Raw genomic sequence first — 16,638 nt, forward strand, 5'->3', positions numbered from 1 at the left:
ACCACCTGTCCAACGGTAACGACTCTATTAAAGACCTGTTGCTTTGTTACTGTAACGCCGTCCTCAAGGGCAGACATGACCTGCAAAAATTTGTTCACCTGATTGGCCCTGGCGGCACGGGTAAGGGCAGTTATAGCAGGCTGGTAGTGAATTTAATTGGTGAACAGAATGTCCACACCACCACTCTTGAGGAATGGTGTGGTAACAGATTTGAAGGCGCTAATGCTTACCGCAAGCGCTTGGTACTGTTCCCTGACGAGGACAAGCAAACAGGCAAGCTGGGTAAATTCCTTTCTTTGACTGGGGAAGACTTTTTACGGGCCGAGGAGAAAGGGAAAAAGGCGTTTTCCTATCGCTATGACGGCATGGCCTTAGTGCTGTCTAACCTGCCGATTTTCATGGGCGAATCGGCCAGCCGTGTCAAGCGCCGCGTGATTACCATGCCTTGTAATAAAGAAGTACCAGTGTCACAACGCCGCAACTTAGAAGCAATATTTGCACCTGAATTATCGGCGTTTACCAACTATGTTCTCAGCATTCCTGATGAACACGTTACTAACGTACTGCTGGGATTACAAGAGATTCCCGAATGTGCTTTGGAATTTTGGGAAAACCGCACCCGCGTCGATTCCATCGCCGCTTGGATTAACCAGCACATCATTTATGACCCAATGGCGAAAACACCAGTCGGCAGCGATCGCCATGAAGGAGAAGACGGTACTACCCCGGTGACACTGTTTGGCTCGTATAACCACTATTGCCGTAAGTCGGGCAATCACGCCAAACATCACAATAATTTCTCCCCTGATTTATTGGAGTTGTGCCGCAGTGTTTTGGGTTGGGAAGTTGAAAAAGAAGCCACCAAGACCGGAAAATTTATTCGCGGATTGCGCCTGAGAATTGTGGGGATGGATGACCATATCCCAACTCATGATTACACCCTAGCTCAAAGAATTATTGCTGGTGACGGCGGTAGTGATGGCAGAGGTGACGATCCTGGTGACGGCTCCAAATCCTTACTAAATAAGGACTCTGGTTTTGTTGACAGCAATAGCCCAATTTTAATTGAAAAAAATACTACTCAAAATTTGGATCTATTCCCTAGAGAAATCGACCCACAACTGGCAGACAATCAACAAGTATTGCTTTTAAATGAAAGTCAAAAACAGCCCTCAAATCCCCCCCCGTCACAAGACAATCGTGGCAAGGGTTTCGCGCCGTCATCAATGCCATCACAAGGGCAATCACAGCAGCCGTCACCTGTAGAGATACCTTCAATACCAACAGATGAACCTTTATCTACAGAGGAATTAGCACCCAATCAAGCTGATGCTGATTCTCCAGCCGATGATTGTGTTAGTGCTGGTAATTCTGAAGATGCCTACTCGGACATTCTTCTTAATCTGGAACGGATTAGAGATTGTATTGCTTTACAGTCTTGGGACATGATTGAGGAGTTAATACAAGACTGGAGTGTTGAGTTTCAATCTACTGTTTGGGACTTATTGACCTTACAAGAGAGCAAGGCTATTGAAACTCTTAGGTCAAAGAAAGGTCATAGCTTGTAGGGGGATTAAATATCAGGTGTGCGGCTAATGCCAAAGTTAGCCACAGACAAACCTGTATATAACTCCCCTAAATAGCTGCCTAAAATTTTGATAAAAGCCCTAGTAACTTATCTCCATTCTGGACTTAAGTTAATTTATCTACGGCGATTAAGGTTATTACCCTAACGGCGTTCAATACGCTGTCATTTGGTATTAGCCCAAGCAATTCGCTCAAAAATGCGAGGTAAATAACCAAAAGAATTGTTATAGCTTTTGACAGGAATAACTTGATTCAAGGTAAAGAAAATCAACAAAGTAAATATTGATGTAAACAAGGCAATCTGTATATATTTACTGGCATCTTCAGAGTGAGAGTCCTTCTTCTCTATCATGATTGGTTCTGGGGGAGGGCTGTTCTTCAACTCCTGAATGAGCATTGTCAAGTTGGTGGTTTGGCGTATTAGCTCTTTCCACTTCCCCTTGAGCAAGGAGACTTCGGTATTTAGCCCTTTGAACTCTAAGTATTCGATTGCGGGCGGCGATGTGGGAATATTCTGTGATTGCATCGTGAAGTGAGTCAATTGCTGCATTAAATCGGCGTTGTTCTTCTCTAACTCGCTCGTGGAGATATTCTGAGTTTTCAATTCCGCCGTCAGCATCTCGATAGTCACCATCGCTTTGCTGAGGAGTTGGTTCTGAATCAGATTGGTTTGCGCCCATGCTTGTAACTCTGCCCTATCGCGTTCTCGTTCAGTTTTCTGTGATTGTTTTAAACTTTCAAACTCTTTATATAATCTGCCCAGTGCTGTTTTTACTTCCCCCAATTCGGTCAACTCTATTGAGGTTGCATTTGAAGCCGAGTCATGATTATTTTTGCCGGAATCATTATTCATCAGTGACACACCAGATTACTTTTTACATAAGCGTGGGCTTTAAGCGTAATCAAAACTCTTGTCATATCCCTTAATTTTGACACCCAGCCCAAACCGATAAAATTTTCATCAATACCTAAATTCATTACTGCTACTATTCATCGTTTTTCTTCTGACCCCGACGAGAAGTAGACCCACTTGTCTTTGACCCAGTTGCAGTTTTAGCAGCAGATGAAACAGTTGGTTTACTTTCTGGTTGAGTCAACCCCAAATAAACCCCAGCCTTTTCTAGTTCCGGTTTAGCCTTATCTAAAAATCCACTTACCAATAAATAATCCCCAAACGGAAAACCATTCTCTTCCGTTGCCGCCGAGTAAGGTAAACCCTTCTCAATCAACATATCGAAAGTTGAATAATCCAACTCAGGCATCTCAATTTCCACGCCCTGTAACTCCTCAATAAGCGTCCGAGTTTTACTACTTTCCCAACGCAGAAAACCTAACCCCTTATCCCAGCAGAGATTTTTAACTACCACATAATCAGCTTGATTACCGCAAAACTCTACCATAGCTTTAAGACTGGTAATTACCGAATAACCCAAATTAAAAACCGTCACCAGAGTTACCCGATAACCCAAATCACCAGCTATCTTAAATAGACCAAACTTGCCAATAATCTCCCTAGTTTTATTACTACTAGCTCCTGGCATATCTACCACAACCACGTCAGGACTATCGGCTTTAATTTCTGTAAAAAACCGCTTCGCTTCCGTGACCTCAATAAAGTTTAATAACCTTACCCCAGAGCCAAAATTTTGATAATACTCATAGAGTTCTGGATTTTCAGTATCAGCATCATAAGCGAGATAATTAATCCCCTTAGACTGGATTTCATCCAGTAGTAAGCGAGTAAAAGCAGTCTTACCAGTACCGCCCTTACCCCCCAAAATCATGACAATGCGTTTCATAAATCACTCCTATCAGTGACATTGAACTGTCCATGAGTCTTAGCTGCTGCTCTCTTTGCTTTAGTGGTTTTATTTGTTGAATCAGAAGATTGCTCACTTGTGTCTAACGATGAATTAGACGAACCATCTGAATCAACTGCTGAAATACCATCACCAGTTATAGGTTCTTGAGAAGTTAAATCCGAAGATAATTCTGATGATTCAGAACTTGATTCTTCAGATGAAACTCCAGAAGTATCACCAGATGTATCAGTGTCAGTTGTCAAAACTTTCTTGTGAAAACTCTTAATACCACTAGCAGCTAGTTCAACACCATGCCCTTTAAAAACCTCAGCCACATCCGAATAATCGTAGCCAGCATCCAACATATCCTGAATAGGTTTAGCCAAACTTTTGACCAATTCCTCCAGACTGATAGTTTTAGGAGTGGCCGCTTTTTGTTTAAGGCTGGCTTGAATGTCGTCTAGTTTAGATAAAGGAACAGCTTTAGGTTTACGAGGCATAGTTAGCAGTATCAGCAATAAATTATTAAATTGTAGAAAAAAATAGTACAAAAGAACTTTAAGATTCTTGTCTAGATGTGACGAATAGAAACAAAAAACAGATACAGCACTACCAACATAGACTAGGCTAAAAAATATCAAAAACCAGAAAATAAGCGCTGGCGTATCACCAGCCCTCGCACACAGCCACATTTCAGGATTACCTCTGATTACGCACTGTGGCGTTACTGTTAGATCCGCGCTATGCCCAGGAGATTGGGTTGCCCTGGTTTTCGCGTGGGGGCATAGGCAAGCAATACGCCGTAACGCGCTACGCGCTACTTTACCCTTCGGGTAAAGCGTCGTAAATTGCTTGTTGGGGGTGTCCCCCAAACCCCCTTTATAGAAGTATTGTCAAGGGGAAATTAGTCAGAATGTGCCGGGTTATTCGCCTACCTGCTCGGCAGTTCGTGCCATAGCAGCTACAGCGAATAATCCGGTTAAAAAGAACAACTAATAGTTAAAAGTCTAATAGTTATGCAACCAGACCCTCGCACCAATCTAAGTAATCAACTAGCCCAAACTCTAAGTAATCGGGTAGTAGAACCGGATGAGAAGCGAGAGATAACTATCACCTTTAGGGTAAGCACTGCCGAAAAAACAAGACTAGAACAACGTTGTAACGGGGTGGTGCAGAGTGATTATATTAGAGCAAGATTATTTGATTACCCTTTACTCCAACCCAAGTTAACTATCCCCGAAGTTAACAGACAGACCATCTACGAACTTAAAAAGATAGGGAATAACCTCAACCAGCAAACCAAAGCCATTAACGAAGCAATAAAAATTGGTAGTCAACCTCTAACCAGTAATGTCAGGGAATATCTGCAAACAATCAAAGAACTAACTGACCTATTAGAACAAACTCACGCCAGCTTATCTCAAGCTATACCAGACGAGGATTAGCGAAATGATTACCAAAATCAAAGCCAATAAATCATTTCGAGGCACTACTAAATATGTACTAGAGAAAGAGAAAGCCAAGATTATTGGCGGGAATATGTACGGTCAAACCACAGATAAATTAGTAGAGCAGTTCACACTGTCAGCCCACCTTAACCCACAGTTAAAAGACCCATGTTATCACCTGATGCTCAGTGTACCGAAAACTGACAGAACTCTAAATGATGACGAATTAGCTAAGATTTCTCAACGCCATTTCGCCTCGATTATTGTTTTATCGCGGCTAAAAGGAGAAGAATCCCTTGTAAAACAGGCAGAGAAAAGAATATCAGACACCAAGCTAAACCAGTTAGTTGATGAATTTATTGAGACAGAATTACCAGCCTATGACTTCTTTATAGCTCGACACTCAGATAAAGAACACGACCACACCCATACCGTGGCATCTAGGGTAAATAACCTAGATGGGAAATCCATCCGTACTTGGAATAATTACGCCCATTCGGAACACTCAGCACGACTTTTAGAGCGAGAATTTAACCTCACATCAGTACAGAGTAGTTGGGAGAGTAAACGCAAAGCAATGACTCGCAATCAATTAGAACGAGTCGAGAGTATGGGGCTTCCCGGCGAAGAAATAATGAGGCAGGCAATTGAGCGAGTGGCTGCTTCTAAACCCACAATGCCAGAGTTTATTGAGAGGTTATGGAGGGAGCATCAGATTAAAGCTATCGTTAGTTATTACAACAATGGGGGAGTCAGAGGAATTAAATTTGGTATTGATGTAGGTTCAGTTAATGAAGATGGTTCACCTCGTTTAATTTGGAAACAGGGTGGCAATCTCAACAAATACAAATGCTCATTTAGCAAACTTCAGAGCGAATTGGGTATAAGCTATGAATCCCAACGAGATGATACAGAAATTAAACGGCTAACTCAACTCATAGAATCAGCCCCAATTACGCCAGTTAATTCACCAATAATAGAACAGCAGCCTTCCAATGTAACTACAGCTAATGCTCAAAGAATGCCGCAGAAATCTGAAAGTATAGCTGAAGTTAAGCCATCAATAACACAAGCTCAATCATTAGAATTATACAGGTATTACAGCCTTGAGCTAGAGAATGAATTGCTCACAGACCGGGATAAACAAGTAGCTATTAAGGCACTTAAGGATGGAAAACCCACCGCAGAAGTTGAAGAAATACTCAAAGCCAGCCCTGCCAATTGGGATGATGATGAAGCAAGGGCATTAGTATTAATTGCTAAATCTCAATTACCGCGAAGGCAACCATTACCTGAAACTCAACCCCTAGAACAACAGCAATTAAGGCGACAGTTATTATCTATAGCCGTCCCTGTGGGTGTTGAGCTAATCAATCACTCACTCAAAGGAACTGGTAAAGATAGCCTGAAATTTAAACATTCTACTTTGTCAAAACAAGGTAGGGAATTAGTGTTTACTCATGATGAACGAGGTGAGGTATTTCGTGTCCAGGTCAACCGTAATCCTCAAGGTGAGATTGAGTATTCCGTAGTGAATATAGGTGAAGTCAGGCAGTCAGATATTGAAAGTTGGGAAAAAACAAAGCAGATATTGCTTAGATATATAGAACAAGAACGACAGCAAGCAAGAGCTAGAGATGAAGGATTATCTCTATAAGTAAATGCTGGTTTATTGTGGACAGAGGTAAAAAAACATAAATAGCTTGTCCCAACTTCTAGTTTTAATGTGCCAACCTTTCCTCGTCGCCGTGATCATTGGTTGGGCTAACTAGATCCACTCCAAGAGTAAGAGCCTCTTCGCACCGAGTTTTTAAATTCTGGTTGGGAAATTAGTAAAAACAAACAGACTACAAAAAATTTTTCCACGGTTTTTTTGAAGTATGTTTGCAACACTTTAGTATTATGATTTTTGTTCAAAATTCCCCAACAGCAGCATAGAGATTTTTGATAAAAATAGCTCTATTGCAGTCACCATAATAGTTAGAAGCAATTTTTAGGGAAAACCGTTGGTGTCAAAATGCTACCCGATGACATCAATTGACAGTCAACAGCAGTTGTAAACTGTTAATAGCTGTAACGGCAATTTGCATCTTATAACTGCTAATGACTGCTAACAGGCAGCCAAAATGCAGAAAACTTGGGTTTTTAGTCCAAATGGGTAGCTAAAAAGTAATTTGTAACTTACGCTACATTTTACGTTTTTGAATCTCCTTTAATCCTACGTAATTATCGGTGTTTATATGAGCGATGCCAAGCAAGAAATTCTTTCTATTAAACGAGACAGTAACAACATCGATGGCCAAATACTTAATTTTTTAAAGACTAGCCCTATCTCACCTGGGTCTACTTTAGCTGATGCAGTGATGGTAACTCTCAAAGCGCATTGGCTACCAATAGTCTTGTACTCAATGGGAGTGCGTGGTGAAAAATTGCGTACTCCCACTATTTGGGCGCTTCACCAGTTGGAAGCACAAGCTCGGCTCATTCGTCGCCTTTGTGAGATTGATACTTGATTGAAGCTCAATTGAAATTTATGAAACTGGAAAAATATTTACACAATTGTTGAGATGCTTAGATAAGGTATAGGATTGTGCATCAGAAATTTACAGAACTAGTCAATCAGTGTAGAAGACCAACTATCGAGTTACTTAGGGAAGTTCTTTTATATAGACAAGAATTTTCCGAAGCTGAGAGTAATTTCATTACATATATGGCTGGATTTTCTCATTATGAATTTGCCGAAAGTTTATTTTCAGATTTTAATTTATCTTTCTTAGAAAACACCCCAATATTTTTTGATGGACAAAATAATAAATTTCATTTCAAAATATTATTAAATGACCAATCTCATTACTGTAATAAGTTACATCTAGGAAGGATAGAGCGTGATTATGCTTGCCCAGTGTTTGGAAGTCGCATGGCTTTCAGGGATAAAGATGGCTTATACATTGATAGCCTTGGAAAGCAACTACGCGGATGTTCTGGAGAACAGGTCAGAGCATACATTGCACGAGGAACATCAGGTATGGCTGAAAATGTAGTATCTTATCAAAGAGATTTGCAAGGTTATTGCTTAGTTACTCATTTCGTTATAGCGGCTGAACCTAATGTAGATATCAATTTGAAAACTGTTTTCAGCAGAGTCACAGCGTGTATTTTTGTTAACGTTTTAGAAAAAAGTGGGTGGAATTTATCACTCTGTAGATTTCAAGATAGAGACGATCTCTACCCGTTACTGAAAAATATATACTGGTATGTTCTATATGCCAGACATCCTGAAAATATCATAGATTTTCTGCAAAAAATTGGAGCCGATTTTAAGCTAATGCAATATGCAGGTACAAAGCATGACTATCTTCAAGAGATACTACCTGAGATTGAGGCGATGATATTAGAAAATCTTTTTCGTAGTAAGGTTGAATAGAATTGCTATAGATATAGACGCAACCTGAAATTCGGTTTAAGAAACATTGATGACTACGTTTCTTACTTTGAAGCTGAAAGCCAGTTTTTGAAGGATTTTTCAAGGCCAATGTGTCGCAACTTCCTTGCGCGTTAATGGCTTCAAGAGCTTCCTTAACGTAAAATTTTTTCAAAACAACACAGTAACGCCTGATATGACTTACTCATCTCTAAGTGATTACAAACAGCAAATTCTCAATGACTTCAACAGTCGAACAAACTACGAGAATGAGTTTCATACAAGGGCTGCAAGACGATTAGTCCAGTTGGCAAAATTACAATCAGGTCAACAAGTTTTAGATATTGCTACTGGAACTGGTTTAGCGGCTATTGCTGCGGCGATGGTTGTTGGTTCTACAGGCAGTGTTTTAGGGACTGACTTTGCTTTGGGAATGTTGCAGCAAGCCAAGCAGAAAATTGAGGTTTTGGGACTGACAAATATCAAATTTGAGGAAGCGGATGCGGATGAGCAACAATTGCCGTCGAACCAGTTTGATGCCATCCTCTGTTCATCCGCCATCGTCTACTTAATAGATATTCCAGCATCACTACGTCGATGGCACAATGCTTTGAAACCAGGGGGAGTTATTGCATTTTCCTGTCTTGCCGAAAGCTCCCCAACTGCGTCAGTCTTATTTCGGGCAGTAGTAGAACGATACGGTATTACTATTCCCAATCCTAATCAGTTACTTGGAACCCCTGAGCGGTGTTGTCAACTGCTTGAAACGATTGGATTTCAAGAGAGCGAAATTACAACTGAGCAATTTGGTTTCTACTTGCAAGATGGAGAAAGTGCTTGGACTGGTAATGCCAAGAGTGCGTTCGGGCTTCAAGATGTAAATTGGTCAACTGAAAAGTTAGAGCAGTGTAAACAAGAATACTTTCAAGAAATTAATAAAGCTTCAACCGAAGAAGGCTATTGGAATGATATCACGATGTTCTTTGTAACAGCTCGTAAACCTAGTGAGCAGGTGGCATAACAAATTTATGACATATTTTGTAGTCTTTCTAAGTAATCTAAATGAGCGCTCTTTTTAGCTGCTTTTTTCTTTACTGGGATGTCGGAATTGTGGGGTTAACCGACATTGCGGTAAAAGCTTTAATTGTGAGGCATTTAGCCTCAATTAACGCCCAAGCGATGAGCTACGCCCCGCCTGAAGGCGATCGCGTGTATATCTCATTTGCTTCTTGCAGTTCACGGCGTAATCGTTCCATCACTACTGGTGGATTAACTGCTTCTGCCCACTGTAAAAAATCTTCTTCGGTATTGTCGCCGCCTACGTCACAAACACCAATTACAATATTTTGGCGAGTCTCAGCACTTGCGAAAACTCCAGCACTATCTAATTCTCGTAGCACCTTAAGACATAACTGCTGTAATTGTTGATCGCCCAGTTCCATCAATCCTGTTTCATGAGCTTGGATAAGTAACTGATTAGCTCTAGTAAAGAAATTTGCATCATAGTTAGCGTACCAGCCATCTTCAGGACTTCCCCAACGTAATTGAATGCGTTGATAATTAATGGATTGTTCATCTTCCTTACCATCGGAGGCTGCATAAGATTTAGCTATACGCAATAATCCTTCTTCGGTTGCAGCCACAGCTTCTACAGAGGTTCCTTCCCAAGAAGCTTCTAGAAGAAATCCATACATTGTTTCGTTAGCCCAATCGTGCATAAAAGCAGCTAAAAAATTTTTAATACCATTAGCGATTGCATCACGAATTGCTGAAAACGCTTGTTCCCGTTCCTTGGTCATGCAAGTAACTCCGCATCATTTTATAATCGTTAGTTAAATACAATATGTAGTTAAGCATAATACTAAACACTTAGCAGTGAGGGGAGCAAAAACACTGTGATTAATAACTTGAAAACTCAATAGTGCAAGTAAGAAAAAATTCAGAAACCAATCTATTTCACTCTTTAATTTTGTCTATTTATCAAGGTTTGTAGTAGCCAATGTGTCGCACCTTGATTGCGCTGCCGCACCTGGAAAATGTTGTCTTTTAAGAACTTTATTTCAATTCTAGAAAATCTTTATTTACTCTAACTATAGAATCTCCATTTATATAATTTGAAGTATAATTCGGCGTTAATGGTAGATTCTCACCCGATTCTAGGACTAAAATAACCCGAAAAAAGTATTCATCTATACTAGTATCAATACGTTCAAGCTTAACATCAGTAATTTCGTTCAAAGAATATTGAAAAACTGTTTTTCCTAACGTTCCAAACCACCTGTAATGACTAAGCTTTACAGTATTTGTTTCCTTGTTAAGGTTACAAGTGATAAATAACCCTGGTGACGCTACTAACAACGCTAATATTCCACAGAATACAGTAAACCTGACAACAATGTAACCCATAAAAGTGTCATCAAGTATAACCGCTAAATTGTTCTCTGTAGGGGTTTTCAAAAATTTGTTAATCCTCAATACTATTGATTGTAATTCTTCAAGTCTAAATTTTGGGTACGTTCTATCTGGAAAAGCAAAGCTATCTTTATCAGTTACCAGTAAAATTTTATACAAGTATTGAGGCTTAACTTGACTATCGGTTTGCATCTCTGTTTCCAATTTAGCCTCTAATAACTCAGAAACTAGCACTTCACTTTTTTCTAGACCAAACCAATAGTTTTCTGTTAACTTACACATTCCTGTTAGAGTATTTTGTCCTGCACTCAAATCAATATTTGAAATAGATATATTGTTTGGATAACGATTGCAGACAAGTTGTGTAATAGGTGTAAATACAATAGATGCAAATAAAAATAGAACAAATAATTGACTAAAAAATATTCCTACACCTAAAAATACTTTTGGTCGAATAATAAAAGTAAGTTTAGTTGCTGTTTGTTCTGAGACTTTTAGAGGATTAGCTAGAGTCAAATAACACCAAGCACCTAAGTTAATTGCCAACAGGATAGCAAATAATAAAACAGTCATTTTATTTGTAGCTCCAGAACTGCTTTAGCAGATAGAAATATTATGCCTTCACCAATTAGATAATAAATCAAGAAAGAATAACCTCAACTAGTCTTCTGTGGCTAGCGCCATCGAATATGCCAGCATTAATCTACTCTCTACCCCAACTACTGATAAATCTCGGCTGTAGCAAATAAAAGTAAGAAATTTGAGGCGCTCATTTCTTACTTTTGAAAAGTATTGTTTTTATCCGCTATCTTGAGGCGACGATCGCACTTCCCCAACCTCGACCGCACAACACAACTGCGCGGTTGCACCTATCTTAAAGCCTTATCAGGCAAGGCTTTTAATATAGCTATTTGATTAATTTCTTACTTTTTTCTTACTTGTCAGCCAAATCATCAATAAATTACTAATAAATCAACAAAACCATTGATGAAAATCTATATTTGATGCTGATATATTCTGACCCTAAAAAACTCAGATATAGCTAGGACATACTTAGTAAATTGTCTTACATTCGTAATTATTTATTACACAAGCTGCCATGACATGGTGCTTCTTGCTGTCTCTACCGGATGCGATTGCAAGAAGCACCAGCGAAGCTGATCGCCTTTTATATAGAGAGATTTATTTATGAGTATTTGAGTATTTACTCAAATGAAGTTTTACTCAATCTTTGGAGACTGGGGTATCTAGATAGGCTTCTAGCGCCTTGATCACAATGTTGGTAATGCTGCTACCCTTGCCTTCCTCTATGGCCCGCATCTTAACCTTGTTGTGTAAGCTGACTGGGATTTCTGCATTGAGGCGGGTAGTTTCTTCCTTACTTGCTGCTTCAATCGCCAAGTTTTTCTGTTCATGGTCGCGTCGTGTTTTCTTTGCTTTAAGCACCATGCTTGAGTACCTCCAGCACTTCCTTTTTGAGTGTATTAATTTCTCTAGCAGCATCACTGCCTGGGTCACTGAAAACAGTTAATCCTTCTGCGGCTGTGGTGGGGTAGACTACCCGTTGAGTTGTGCCTGCTTTTAGCACTGGTAAACCATAGTCAGAGAGTGCAGAGCTAATCTCGCCACTGAGCTTGGTGTTTTTAATTGCTCTGCTAATAACAAAAGCGGCTTGTGGTTTACCGTTGGTAACTTCTCGACGTGCGGCGATTATGTCAACCAGATCGGCACACGCCCAAATATCGTAGGGGCTTGGCTGTACGGGGATGAGAACCAAGTCAGCAGCTTTAACCGCAGCTGCACTAAGCTTGGCGATTTGCGGCGCACCATCAATGATAATCCAGTCGTAACCTTGCGATATAGCTTGTAAGTCCTTAGCAAGTGTTTCTCGATCTAATCCCACAACCGGGATGATGTTCCCTCCACTGGCTTCGTTCCAATCTCTAGCACTGCCCTGTGGATCTGAATCTACCAGTAATACTGTGTAACTATCTCGCTTCAGTGCATGAGCAAGATTAGTAGCGATCGTTGTTTTACCTGAGCCTCCCTTCTGGTTCAGGATGGCGATAACTGTCGGCATTTATAGACTCCAGCATTTGAGTAAACGCTCATTTGAGTAAATACTCAAATTATCAAAGCATTAATTCTGAGTAATGACAAGTTAAAAATCAAACAAAATCCTGAATCAAGAAAAAGCGAGTTTTAGTTGATGAGGTAGACTCCAGAGTTTTGAGTAAATACTCATTTGAGTAAGTATTCATTTGAGTAAATACTCAAGTTTATTTAAGAGAAACCTTGTTATAGATTAAGCAGGCTATGCTTAATCCAGTGAAAAATGCCTACTGATTGTCAATGACCTAAATGAATCCTATTCCTGAATTTCCCGTCATTTTTGTTACCAAAGCCGATTATGAGCTTTCCAGTAACGAAGTGATGGGCAGCAAGTATAAATTTTGGTTTCAGCATGAACAACTTGGTCGCTGCCTATATAAACAAGCGCGACAACAAAATTTAGGAGAAGATTGGGCAGAGAAAGTTGCATCAGAGTTGTCTGAGCTTTTAGGATTACCCCATGCCACTTACCATTTAGCAGAAACTTGGGAAGGTAATCGAGGTGTAGTTTCAGCCAACTTTTTGCCACCAGGAGGGACACTTGTTCATGGCAATGAAATTCTCACGCCAGTTGTGCCAAATTACCCTACTTCTGCCACCTACGGCGTATCACAACATACAATAGATATTGTTGTGCAAGTGATAGAAGCATTGGATGTGGGCTTGCCAATAGCTTGGACACCACCGAGCGGTATCCAAAAAGCAGTAGAAGTGTTTGTTGGCTACCTTCTGTTAGATGCTTGGATTGGCAACGGAGATCGTCACCACGAAAACTGGGGTTTTGTACGAAAGAAGGTGGCATCCACAGAAACTATACACTTAGCACCCACCTATGACCATGCCTCTTGTCTAGGACGTGACCTCCTTGACGAACAGAGACAGAAACGCTCAGTCGAGGCTTATGCAAATAAATGTTATTCTGCTTTTTATAACAGTGTTGAAGACAAAAAGCCCCTAAAAACTTTTGATGTATTTCACCGAGTTGCTTTCCTTTACCCCCAAGCTGCCCATATCTGGCTGGATCGTCTTGACCGCATCTCAACAGCGAATACGCACTTGATTTTTAATCGCATTGATAAATTGCGTATCTCAACTGTTGCCATTGAGTTTGCACAGAAGATTTTGTCAGTAAACCAAAATAGGCTACTTGATTTAAGGAAATCGCTCCAGTGACGACACAAAAAACACTATTTTTAGCTTGGCAAGACCCGGAGAGCCGCTCTTGGTTTCCCATTGGTCGATTAACATTTGATGGTGCAAGATACAAGTTTGTCTACACCCAAGGTGTAAAAGAGGCACAACAGATGTGCAGTTTTTCACCTTTATCTTCATTTCCTCACTTAGAACAAGTATATACATCAACCCACTTATTTCCAGTTTTCTCTAATCGGCTGATGTCCCGTTCTCGTCCTGATTACGCCAATTTTCTGCAATGGCTGAATATTTCAGAGCATGAAGTAGATCCACTGGCAATTTTAGCCCGTAGTGGTGGACAACGGGAAACAGACAGTCTCGCTGTCTTCCCCTGCCCAGAGCCAAATGTAGCCGGCCAGTATCAGTTACACTTTTTCGCCCACGGGCTAAGACATCTACCTGAATCTGCAATTGAGCGGATTAATCACTTGGAGCCAGAAGATAAGTTATGGTTAGCTCATGAATTTCAAAACCCTCATGACTCCCTGGCATTAACTCTCCATACTGAGAATCACTATATTGTGGGTTACTGCCCACGGTATTTACGGAGTGAAGTTTTTGAGCTTCTTCGTCAAGATCCTACTTCAGTAGACCTGCGTGTAGAGCGTGTCAATTTACCGCCCACACCGTTCCAGTTCCGTCTATTGTGTAGGATAACTACTTTATGCAATCAGAACTTTCGCCCCTTTTCTGGTGAAGAGTATCAACCGCTCATCAAGGAAGATTTTGCTACAGCATCCCTAATTTCTCCTGCTTAAATTATTTTCAAAGCACGAATTTAAGCATCATACATTAACAGTAATACTATGTCACTAAATTGCTTCAGTGTATGAGAAACATCTGTAGCAATAAGTGTTATCTCTACGCTTATGTTTTGCTTCAACCCGGCTATAGCTTTTGTTAGTTAAAGGTTATAGCGTTTTGAGTAAAAACTCATTTGAGTAATTACTCAAATAATTACCAAGTTAATTCTAGATAAGGGCAAGTCAAAAATAAAACAGAATAGAAGTAGCTTTTCGGCTTGCATCAAATTAAGAAATTTTTGTAATTAATTTATTACTAAGGATTTTCACAACTTATAAATATTAAGGTATTTAAGAGCCAATGCGGTGCAGCTTTATTGCGCGGTCGATGCTTAAGCGTGGTATTAAAGTTAATTATTTACTTCTTAAGGGAAACATAAGTAGAAATATATACGTTAAATAAGTTTAAGTATGCCAAGACGCAAGAGAAAATATAAAGTTGGTTTAGGGAAAGATATTAACCAACTAATTAAATATAGTAACCGTAGACCCCCTCGTAGATCAGGGCTTGATTATCACCCTAAATATGGTGAGGCTTTCATTTCTATATTTCTAAAGTTGATGTTTGTACTGCCAGTAATTTTTGTGATCAAGTTTATTTCTTTTATAGTGCCTTTAATATTGACGTTAGTTTCTACTCTTTTAAAAAGCATATTTAATAAAACTGACTCAAATTCAGTGGATAAAGATAAGCCTTAATTAAAGCTGTTCAAACGTAAACTTCGGCGGTGGTCTTAGTTACTTATTGATGGTTGTAAACTTTTGTTCGCCTAGCTGTAACCCAACGGCGGCGCGGCTTTAATGGCGATTAAACGACTAAAAAACTGTACTGAGTACCCACGAAATTTTTGTATTAACACTTACTGTTTAAGGTGTTTCTATTGGTGGTGGGATAAACGGCATTGTTTCACTATATACGCGCTTAAGCATTAACTAGCAAAAATTCACCCCAGGTTTTATTACCTGGGGCGGCGCTTGGTTTTATTCATCCCCGTTTTTTGATCGGGGGGTCAAGGCGAGCGCGTCAAACTTGGCTTAATTCCTGCCGTGTAGACGTTGGTATAGAAATGTCGTCATACAGGTATTTTCTGCCAACGAGAACGATCGCGTTTTTTGCTAATCGTTGGCTAAATGCCTACTGGTGGGGCTTTCGCCCCGATGTCGTCATAATGCCATTTCCCGACATTTACCCTACAACCTCTTCCGCTAACGGGGACTATTCGCATCAATTTCTAGCTTTTCATCGAGTTTTAGTTCTACACCAGTTCTACCCACAGGTGACAGCATCGCCAAGCTGGCGGCAGCCCCTAACACCTGCTGATCCGACACTTCCAAGTATTTCTGCAACTGTTCCAGGTTGCGATGCCCACTAATTTCTTGAATTACTCGCAGTGGAATACCAGCATTGCTCATCTGGGTTAGCGCGGTGCGCCTGAAGCTGTGCGTACTTACCCCAATTATCCCGGCTTGTTTACAAGCACCGCGCAGTATCCTTGCGGCTGAGTCTTCGCTGATGTGTCCGTTACTGCGACCGGGGAATAGATAGGGCTTACCCGCTAGTGGATAGTAGTTGGTGAGTAGGACTCGCAAGTCTTCAATCACTGGGATTGAGCGTGTAGCCAGCTTCCCTTTAGTGTTCGCCTTCCTAATAATTAGGTGCGATCTGACTTGCCCCTTGGGTGTGTAGATGTCATCAGCCAACAGGGTGCAGGCTTCGCGGATTCTGGCAGCACTAAACAGGCACACACCGAACAAGGTGCGATCTCGGTTGTTGTCTAGACCGTGAGTGAAGATTAGTTGTATCTCTTGCTGCGTCAGAACCTTGGCGCGTCCGTGCCTGTTTATTTTCATTGGCTGAC

Annotated in this window: 17 protein-coding genes; 9 read left to right on the forward strand and 8 right to left on the reverse strand. The window is 40.5% G+C overall.

The genetic code is table 11. The annotated features are described in order from the left end of the window. The coding region (locus H6G14_RS27570; protein ID WP_242053853.1) for a DNA primase family protein at positions 1 to 1,568 on the forward strand (1,568 nt) is incomplete at its 5' end. A gap of 182 nt (positions 1,569 to 1,750) precedes the next feature. Here the strand turns inward: H6G14_RS27570 and H6G14_RS27575 are convergent. The 3 genes from H6G14_RS27575 to H6G14_RS27585 form a co-directional block, all read right to left on the reverse strand. Continuing rightward, the gene (locus tag H6G14_RS27575; RefSeq protein WP_242053869.1) at positions 1,751 to 2,440 is read right to left on the reverse strand and encodes a hypothetical protein; all 690 of its coding nucleotides are present in this window, start codon (positions 2,438 to 2,440) and stop codon (positions 1,751 to 1,753) included. A gap of 133 nt (positions 2,441 to 2,573) precedes the next feature. Then, positions 2,574 to 3,386 carry a hypothetical protein gene (locus H6G14_RS27580; RefSeq protein WP_190571471.1) on the reverse strand — a complete coding sequence of 271 codons (813 nt, stop codon included), beginning with the start codon at positions 3,384 to 3,386 and terminating at the stop codon, positions 2,574 to 2,576. Next, on the reverse strand, positions 3,383 to 3,889 hold the full coding sequence (locus H6G14_RS27585; RefSeq protein ID WP_190571473.1) for a hypothetical protein: 507 nt from the start codon (positions 3,887 to 3,889) through the stop codon (positions 3,383 to 3,385). The genes H6G14_RS27580 and H6G14_RS27585 overlap by 4 nt, the downstream gene beginning before the upstream one ends. A gap of 516 nt (positions 3,890 to 4,405) precedes the next feature. Between H6G14_RS27585 and H6G14_RS27590 the strand changes: the two genes are divergently transcribed. The 5 genes from H6G14_RS27590 (at position 4,406) to H6G14_RS27610 (ending at position 9,279) form a co-directional block, all read left to right on the forward strand. Further along, the gene (locus H6G14_RS27590) at positions 4,406 to 4,834 is read left to right on the forward strand and encodes a plasmid mobilization protein (protein WP_190571474.1); all 429 of its coding nucleotides are present in this window, start codon (positions 4,406 to 4,408) and stop codon (positions 4,832 to 4,834) included. 4 nt (positions 4,835 to 4,838) lie between these two features. Next, complete coding sequence (locus H6G14_RS27595) at positions 4,839 to 6,494, forward strand: relaxase/mobilization nuclease domain-containing protein (protein WP_190571476.1); 1,656 nt, start codon at positions 4,839 to 4,841, stop codon at positions 6,492 to 6,494. A gap of 583 nt (positions 6,495 to 7,077) precedes the next feature. Then, the gene (locus H6G14_RS27600) at positions 7,078 to 7,350 is read left to right on the forward strand and encodes a hypothetical protein (RefSeq protein ID WP_190571478.1); all 273 of its coding nucleotides are present in this window, start codon (positions 7,078 to 7,080) and stop codon (positions 7,348 to 7,350) included. Between the two features lie 197 nt (positions 7,351 to 7,547). Next, positions 7,548 to 8,261 (forward strand): hypothetical protein, encoded by a 714-nt coding sequence (locus H6G14_RS27605; RefSeq protein ID WP_190571480.1) that lies wholly within the window; start codon positions 7,548 to 7,550, stop codon positions 8,259 to 8,261. A gap of 193 nt (positions 8,262 to 8,454) precedes the next feature. Further along, on the forward strand, positions 8,455 to 9,279 hold the full coding sequence (locus tag H6G14_RS27610) for a class I SAM-dependent methyltransferase (RefSeq protein ID WP_190571481.1): 825 nt from the start codon (positions 8,455 to 8,457) through the stop codon (positions 9,277 to 9,279). A gap of 163 nt (positions 9,280 to 9,442) precedes the next feature. On the opposite strand, the gene H6G14_RS27615 is transcribed toward H6G14_RS27610, so the two are convergent. The 4 genes from H6G14_RS27615 to parA form a co-directional block, all read right to left on the reverse strand. Further along, a complete protein-coding gene (locus H6G14_RS27615; RefSeq protein WP_190571483.1) occupies positions 9,443 to 10,057 on the reverse strand; it encodes a DUF4303 domain-containing protein in 615 nt (204 codons plus the stop codon). A gap of 256 nt (positions 10,058 to 10,313) precedes the next feature. Continuing rightward, positions 10,314 to 11,243, reverse strand: coding sequence for a hypothetical protein (locus H6G14_RS27620; RefSeq protein ID WP_190571485.1), 930 nt, complete (start codon positions 11,241 to 11,243; stop codon positions 10,314 to 10,316). A gap of 651 nt (positions 11,244 to 11,894) precedes the next feature. Then, positions 11,895 to 12,116 carry a hypothetical protein gene (locus H6G14_RS27625; protein ID WP_206757615.1) on the reverse strand — a complete coding sequence of 74 codons (222 nt, stop codon included), beginning with the start codon at positions 12,114 to 12,116 and terminating at the stop codon, positions 11,895 to 11,897. Next, positions 12,109 to 12,750 carry a ParA family partition ATPase gene (gene parA / locus H6G14_RS27630; RefSeq protein ID WP_190571506.1) on the reverse strand — a complete coding sequence of 214 codons (642 nt, stop codon included), beginning with the start codon at positions 12,748 to 12,750 and terminating at the stop codon, positions 12,109 to 12,111. The genes H6G14_RS27625 and parA overlap by 8 nt, the downstream gene beginning before the upstream one ends. A gap of 281 nt (positions 12,751 to 13,031) precedes the next feature. Here parA and H6G14_RS27635 point away from each other — a divergent pair, with 281 nt between their 5' ends. From H6G14_RS27635 to H6G14_RS27645, 3 genes are all read left to right on the forward strand, one after another. Then, positions 13,032 to 13,955, forward strand: a complete 924-nt coding sequence (locus H6G14_RS27635) for a HipA domain-containing protein (RefSeq protein WP_190571508.1) — start codon at positions 13,032 to 13,034, stop codon at positions 13,953 to 13,955. After that, entirely contained in the window at positions 13,952 to 14,734 is a 783-nt protein-coding gene (locus H6G14_RS27640; protein WP_190571510.1) for an HIRAN domain-containing protein, read from the forward strand. The genes H6G14_RS27635 and H6G14_RS27640 overlap by 4 nt, the downstream gene beginning before the upstream one ends. Positions 14,735 to 15,190: 456 nt before the next feature. Then, the gene (locus H6G14_RS27645) at positions 15,191 to 15,478 is read left to right on the forward strand and encodes a hypothetical protein (protein WP_190571512.1); all 288 of its coding nucleotides are present in this window, start codon (positions 15,191 to 15,193) and stop codon (positions 15,476 to 15,478) included. Positions 15,479 to 15,985: 507 nt separating this feature from the next. On the opposite strand, the gene H6G14_RS27650 is transcribed toward H6G14_RS27645, so the two are convergent. Beyond that, positions 15,986 to 16,630, reverse strand: a complete 645-nt coding sequence (locus tag H6G14_RS27650; RefSeq protein WP_190571514.1) for a tyrosine-type recombinase/integrase — start codon at positions 16,628 to 16,630, stop codon at positions 15,986 to 15,988. Between the last annotated feature and the right edge of the window lie 8 nt (positions 16,631 to 16,638).

The sequence above is a fragment of the Nostoc parmelioides FACHB-3921 genome (assembly GCF_014696625.1).
GTDB classification, from domain to species: Bacteria; Cyanobacteriota; Cyanobacteriia; order Cyanobacteriales; family Nostocaceae; genus Trichormus; species Trichormus parmelioides.

What these genes read in the sequence shown, in the direction of transcription:
- H6G14_RS27610 (WP_190571481.1), top strand. Translation starts at nt 8,455, where the DNA reads ATGACTTACTCATCTCTAAGTGATTACAAACAGCAAATTCTCAATGAC.
- H6G14_RS27595 (WP_190571476.1), top strand. Translation starts at nt 4,839, where the DNA reads ATGATTACCAAAATCAAAGCCAATAAATCATTTCGAGGCACTACTAAA.
- H6G14_RS27590 (WP_190571474.1), top strand. Translation starts at nt 4,406, where the DNA reads ATGCAACCAGACCCTCGCACCAATCTAAGTAATCAACTAGCCCAAACT.
- H6G14_RS27600 (WP_190571478.1), top strand. Translation starts at nt 7,078, where the DNA reads ATGAGCGATGCCAAGCAAGAAATTCTTTCTATTAAACGAGACAGTAAC.
- H6G14_RS27645 (WP_190571512.1), top strand. Translation starts at nt 15,191, where the DNA reads ATGCCAAGACGCAAGAGAAAATATAAAGTTGGTTTAGGGAAAGATATT.
- H6G14_RS27650 (WP_190571514.1), bottom strand. Translation starts at nt 16,630, where the DNA reads ATGAAAATAAACAGGCACGGACGCGCCAAGGTTCTGACGCAGCAAGAG.
- H6G14_RS27605 (WP_190571480.1), top strand. Translation starts at nt 7,548, where the DNA reads ATGGCTGGATTTTCTCATTATGAATTTGCCGAAAGTTTATTTTCAGAT.
- parA (WP_190571506.1), bottom strand. Translation starts at nt 12,750, where the DNA reads ATGCCGACAGTTATCGCCATCCTGAACCAGAAGGGAGGCTCAGGTAAA.
- H6G14_RS27585 (WP_190571473.1), bottom strand. Translation starts at nt 3,889, where the DNA reads ATGCCTCGTAAACCTAAAGCTGTTCCTTTATCTAAACTAGACGACATT.
- H6G14_RS27620 (WP_190571485.1), bottom strand. Translation starts at nt 11,243, where the DNA reads ATGACTGTTTTATTATTTGCTATCCTGTTGGCAATTAACTTAGGTGCT.
- H6G14_RS27615 (WP_190571483.1), bottom strand. Translation starts at nt 10,057, where the DNA reads ATGACCAAGGAACGGGAACAAGCGTTTTCAGCAATTCGTGATGCAATC.
- H6G14_RS27580 (WP_190571471.1), bottom strand. Translation starts at nt 3,386, where the DNA reads ATGAAACGCATTGTCATGATTTTGGGGGGTAAGGGCGGTACTGGTAAG.
- H6G14_RS27575 (WP_242053869.1), bottom strand. Translation starts at nt 2,440, where the DNA reads ATGAATAATGATTCCGGCAAAAATAATCATGACTCGGCTTCAAATGCA.
- H6G14_RS27635 (WP_190571508.1), top strand. Translation starts at nt 13,032, where the DNA reads ATGAATCCTATTCCTGAATTTCCCGTCATTTTTGTTACCAAAGCCGAT.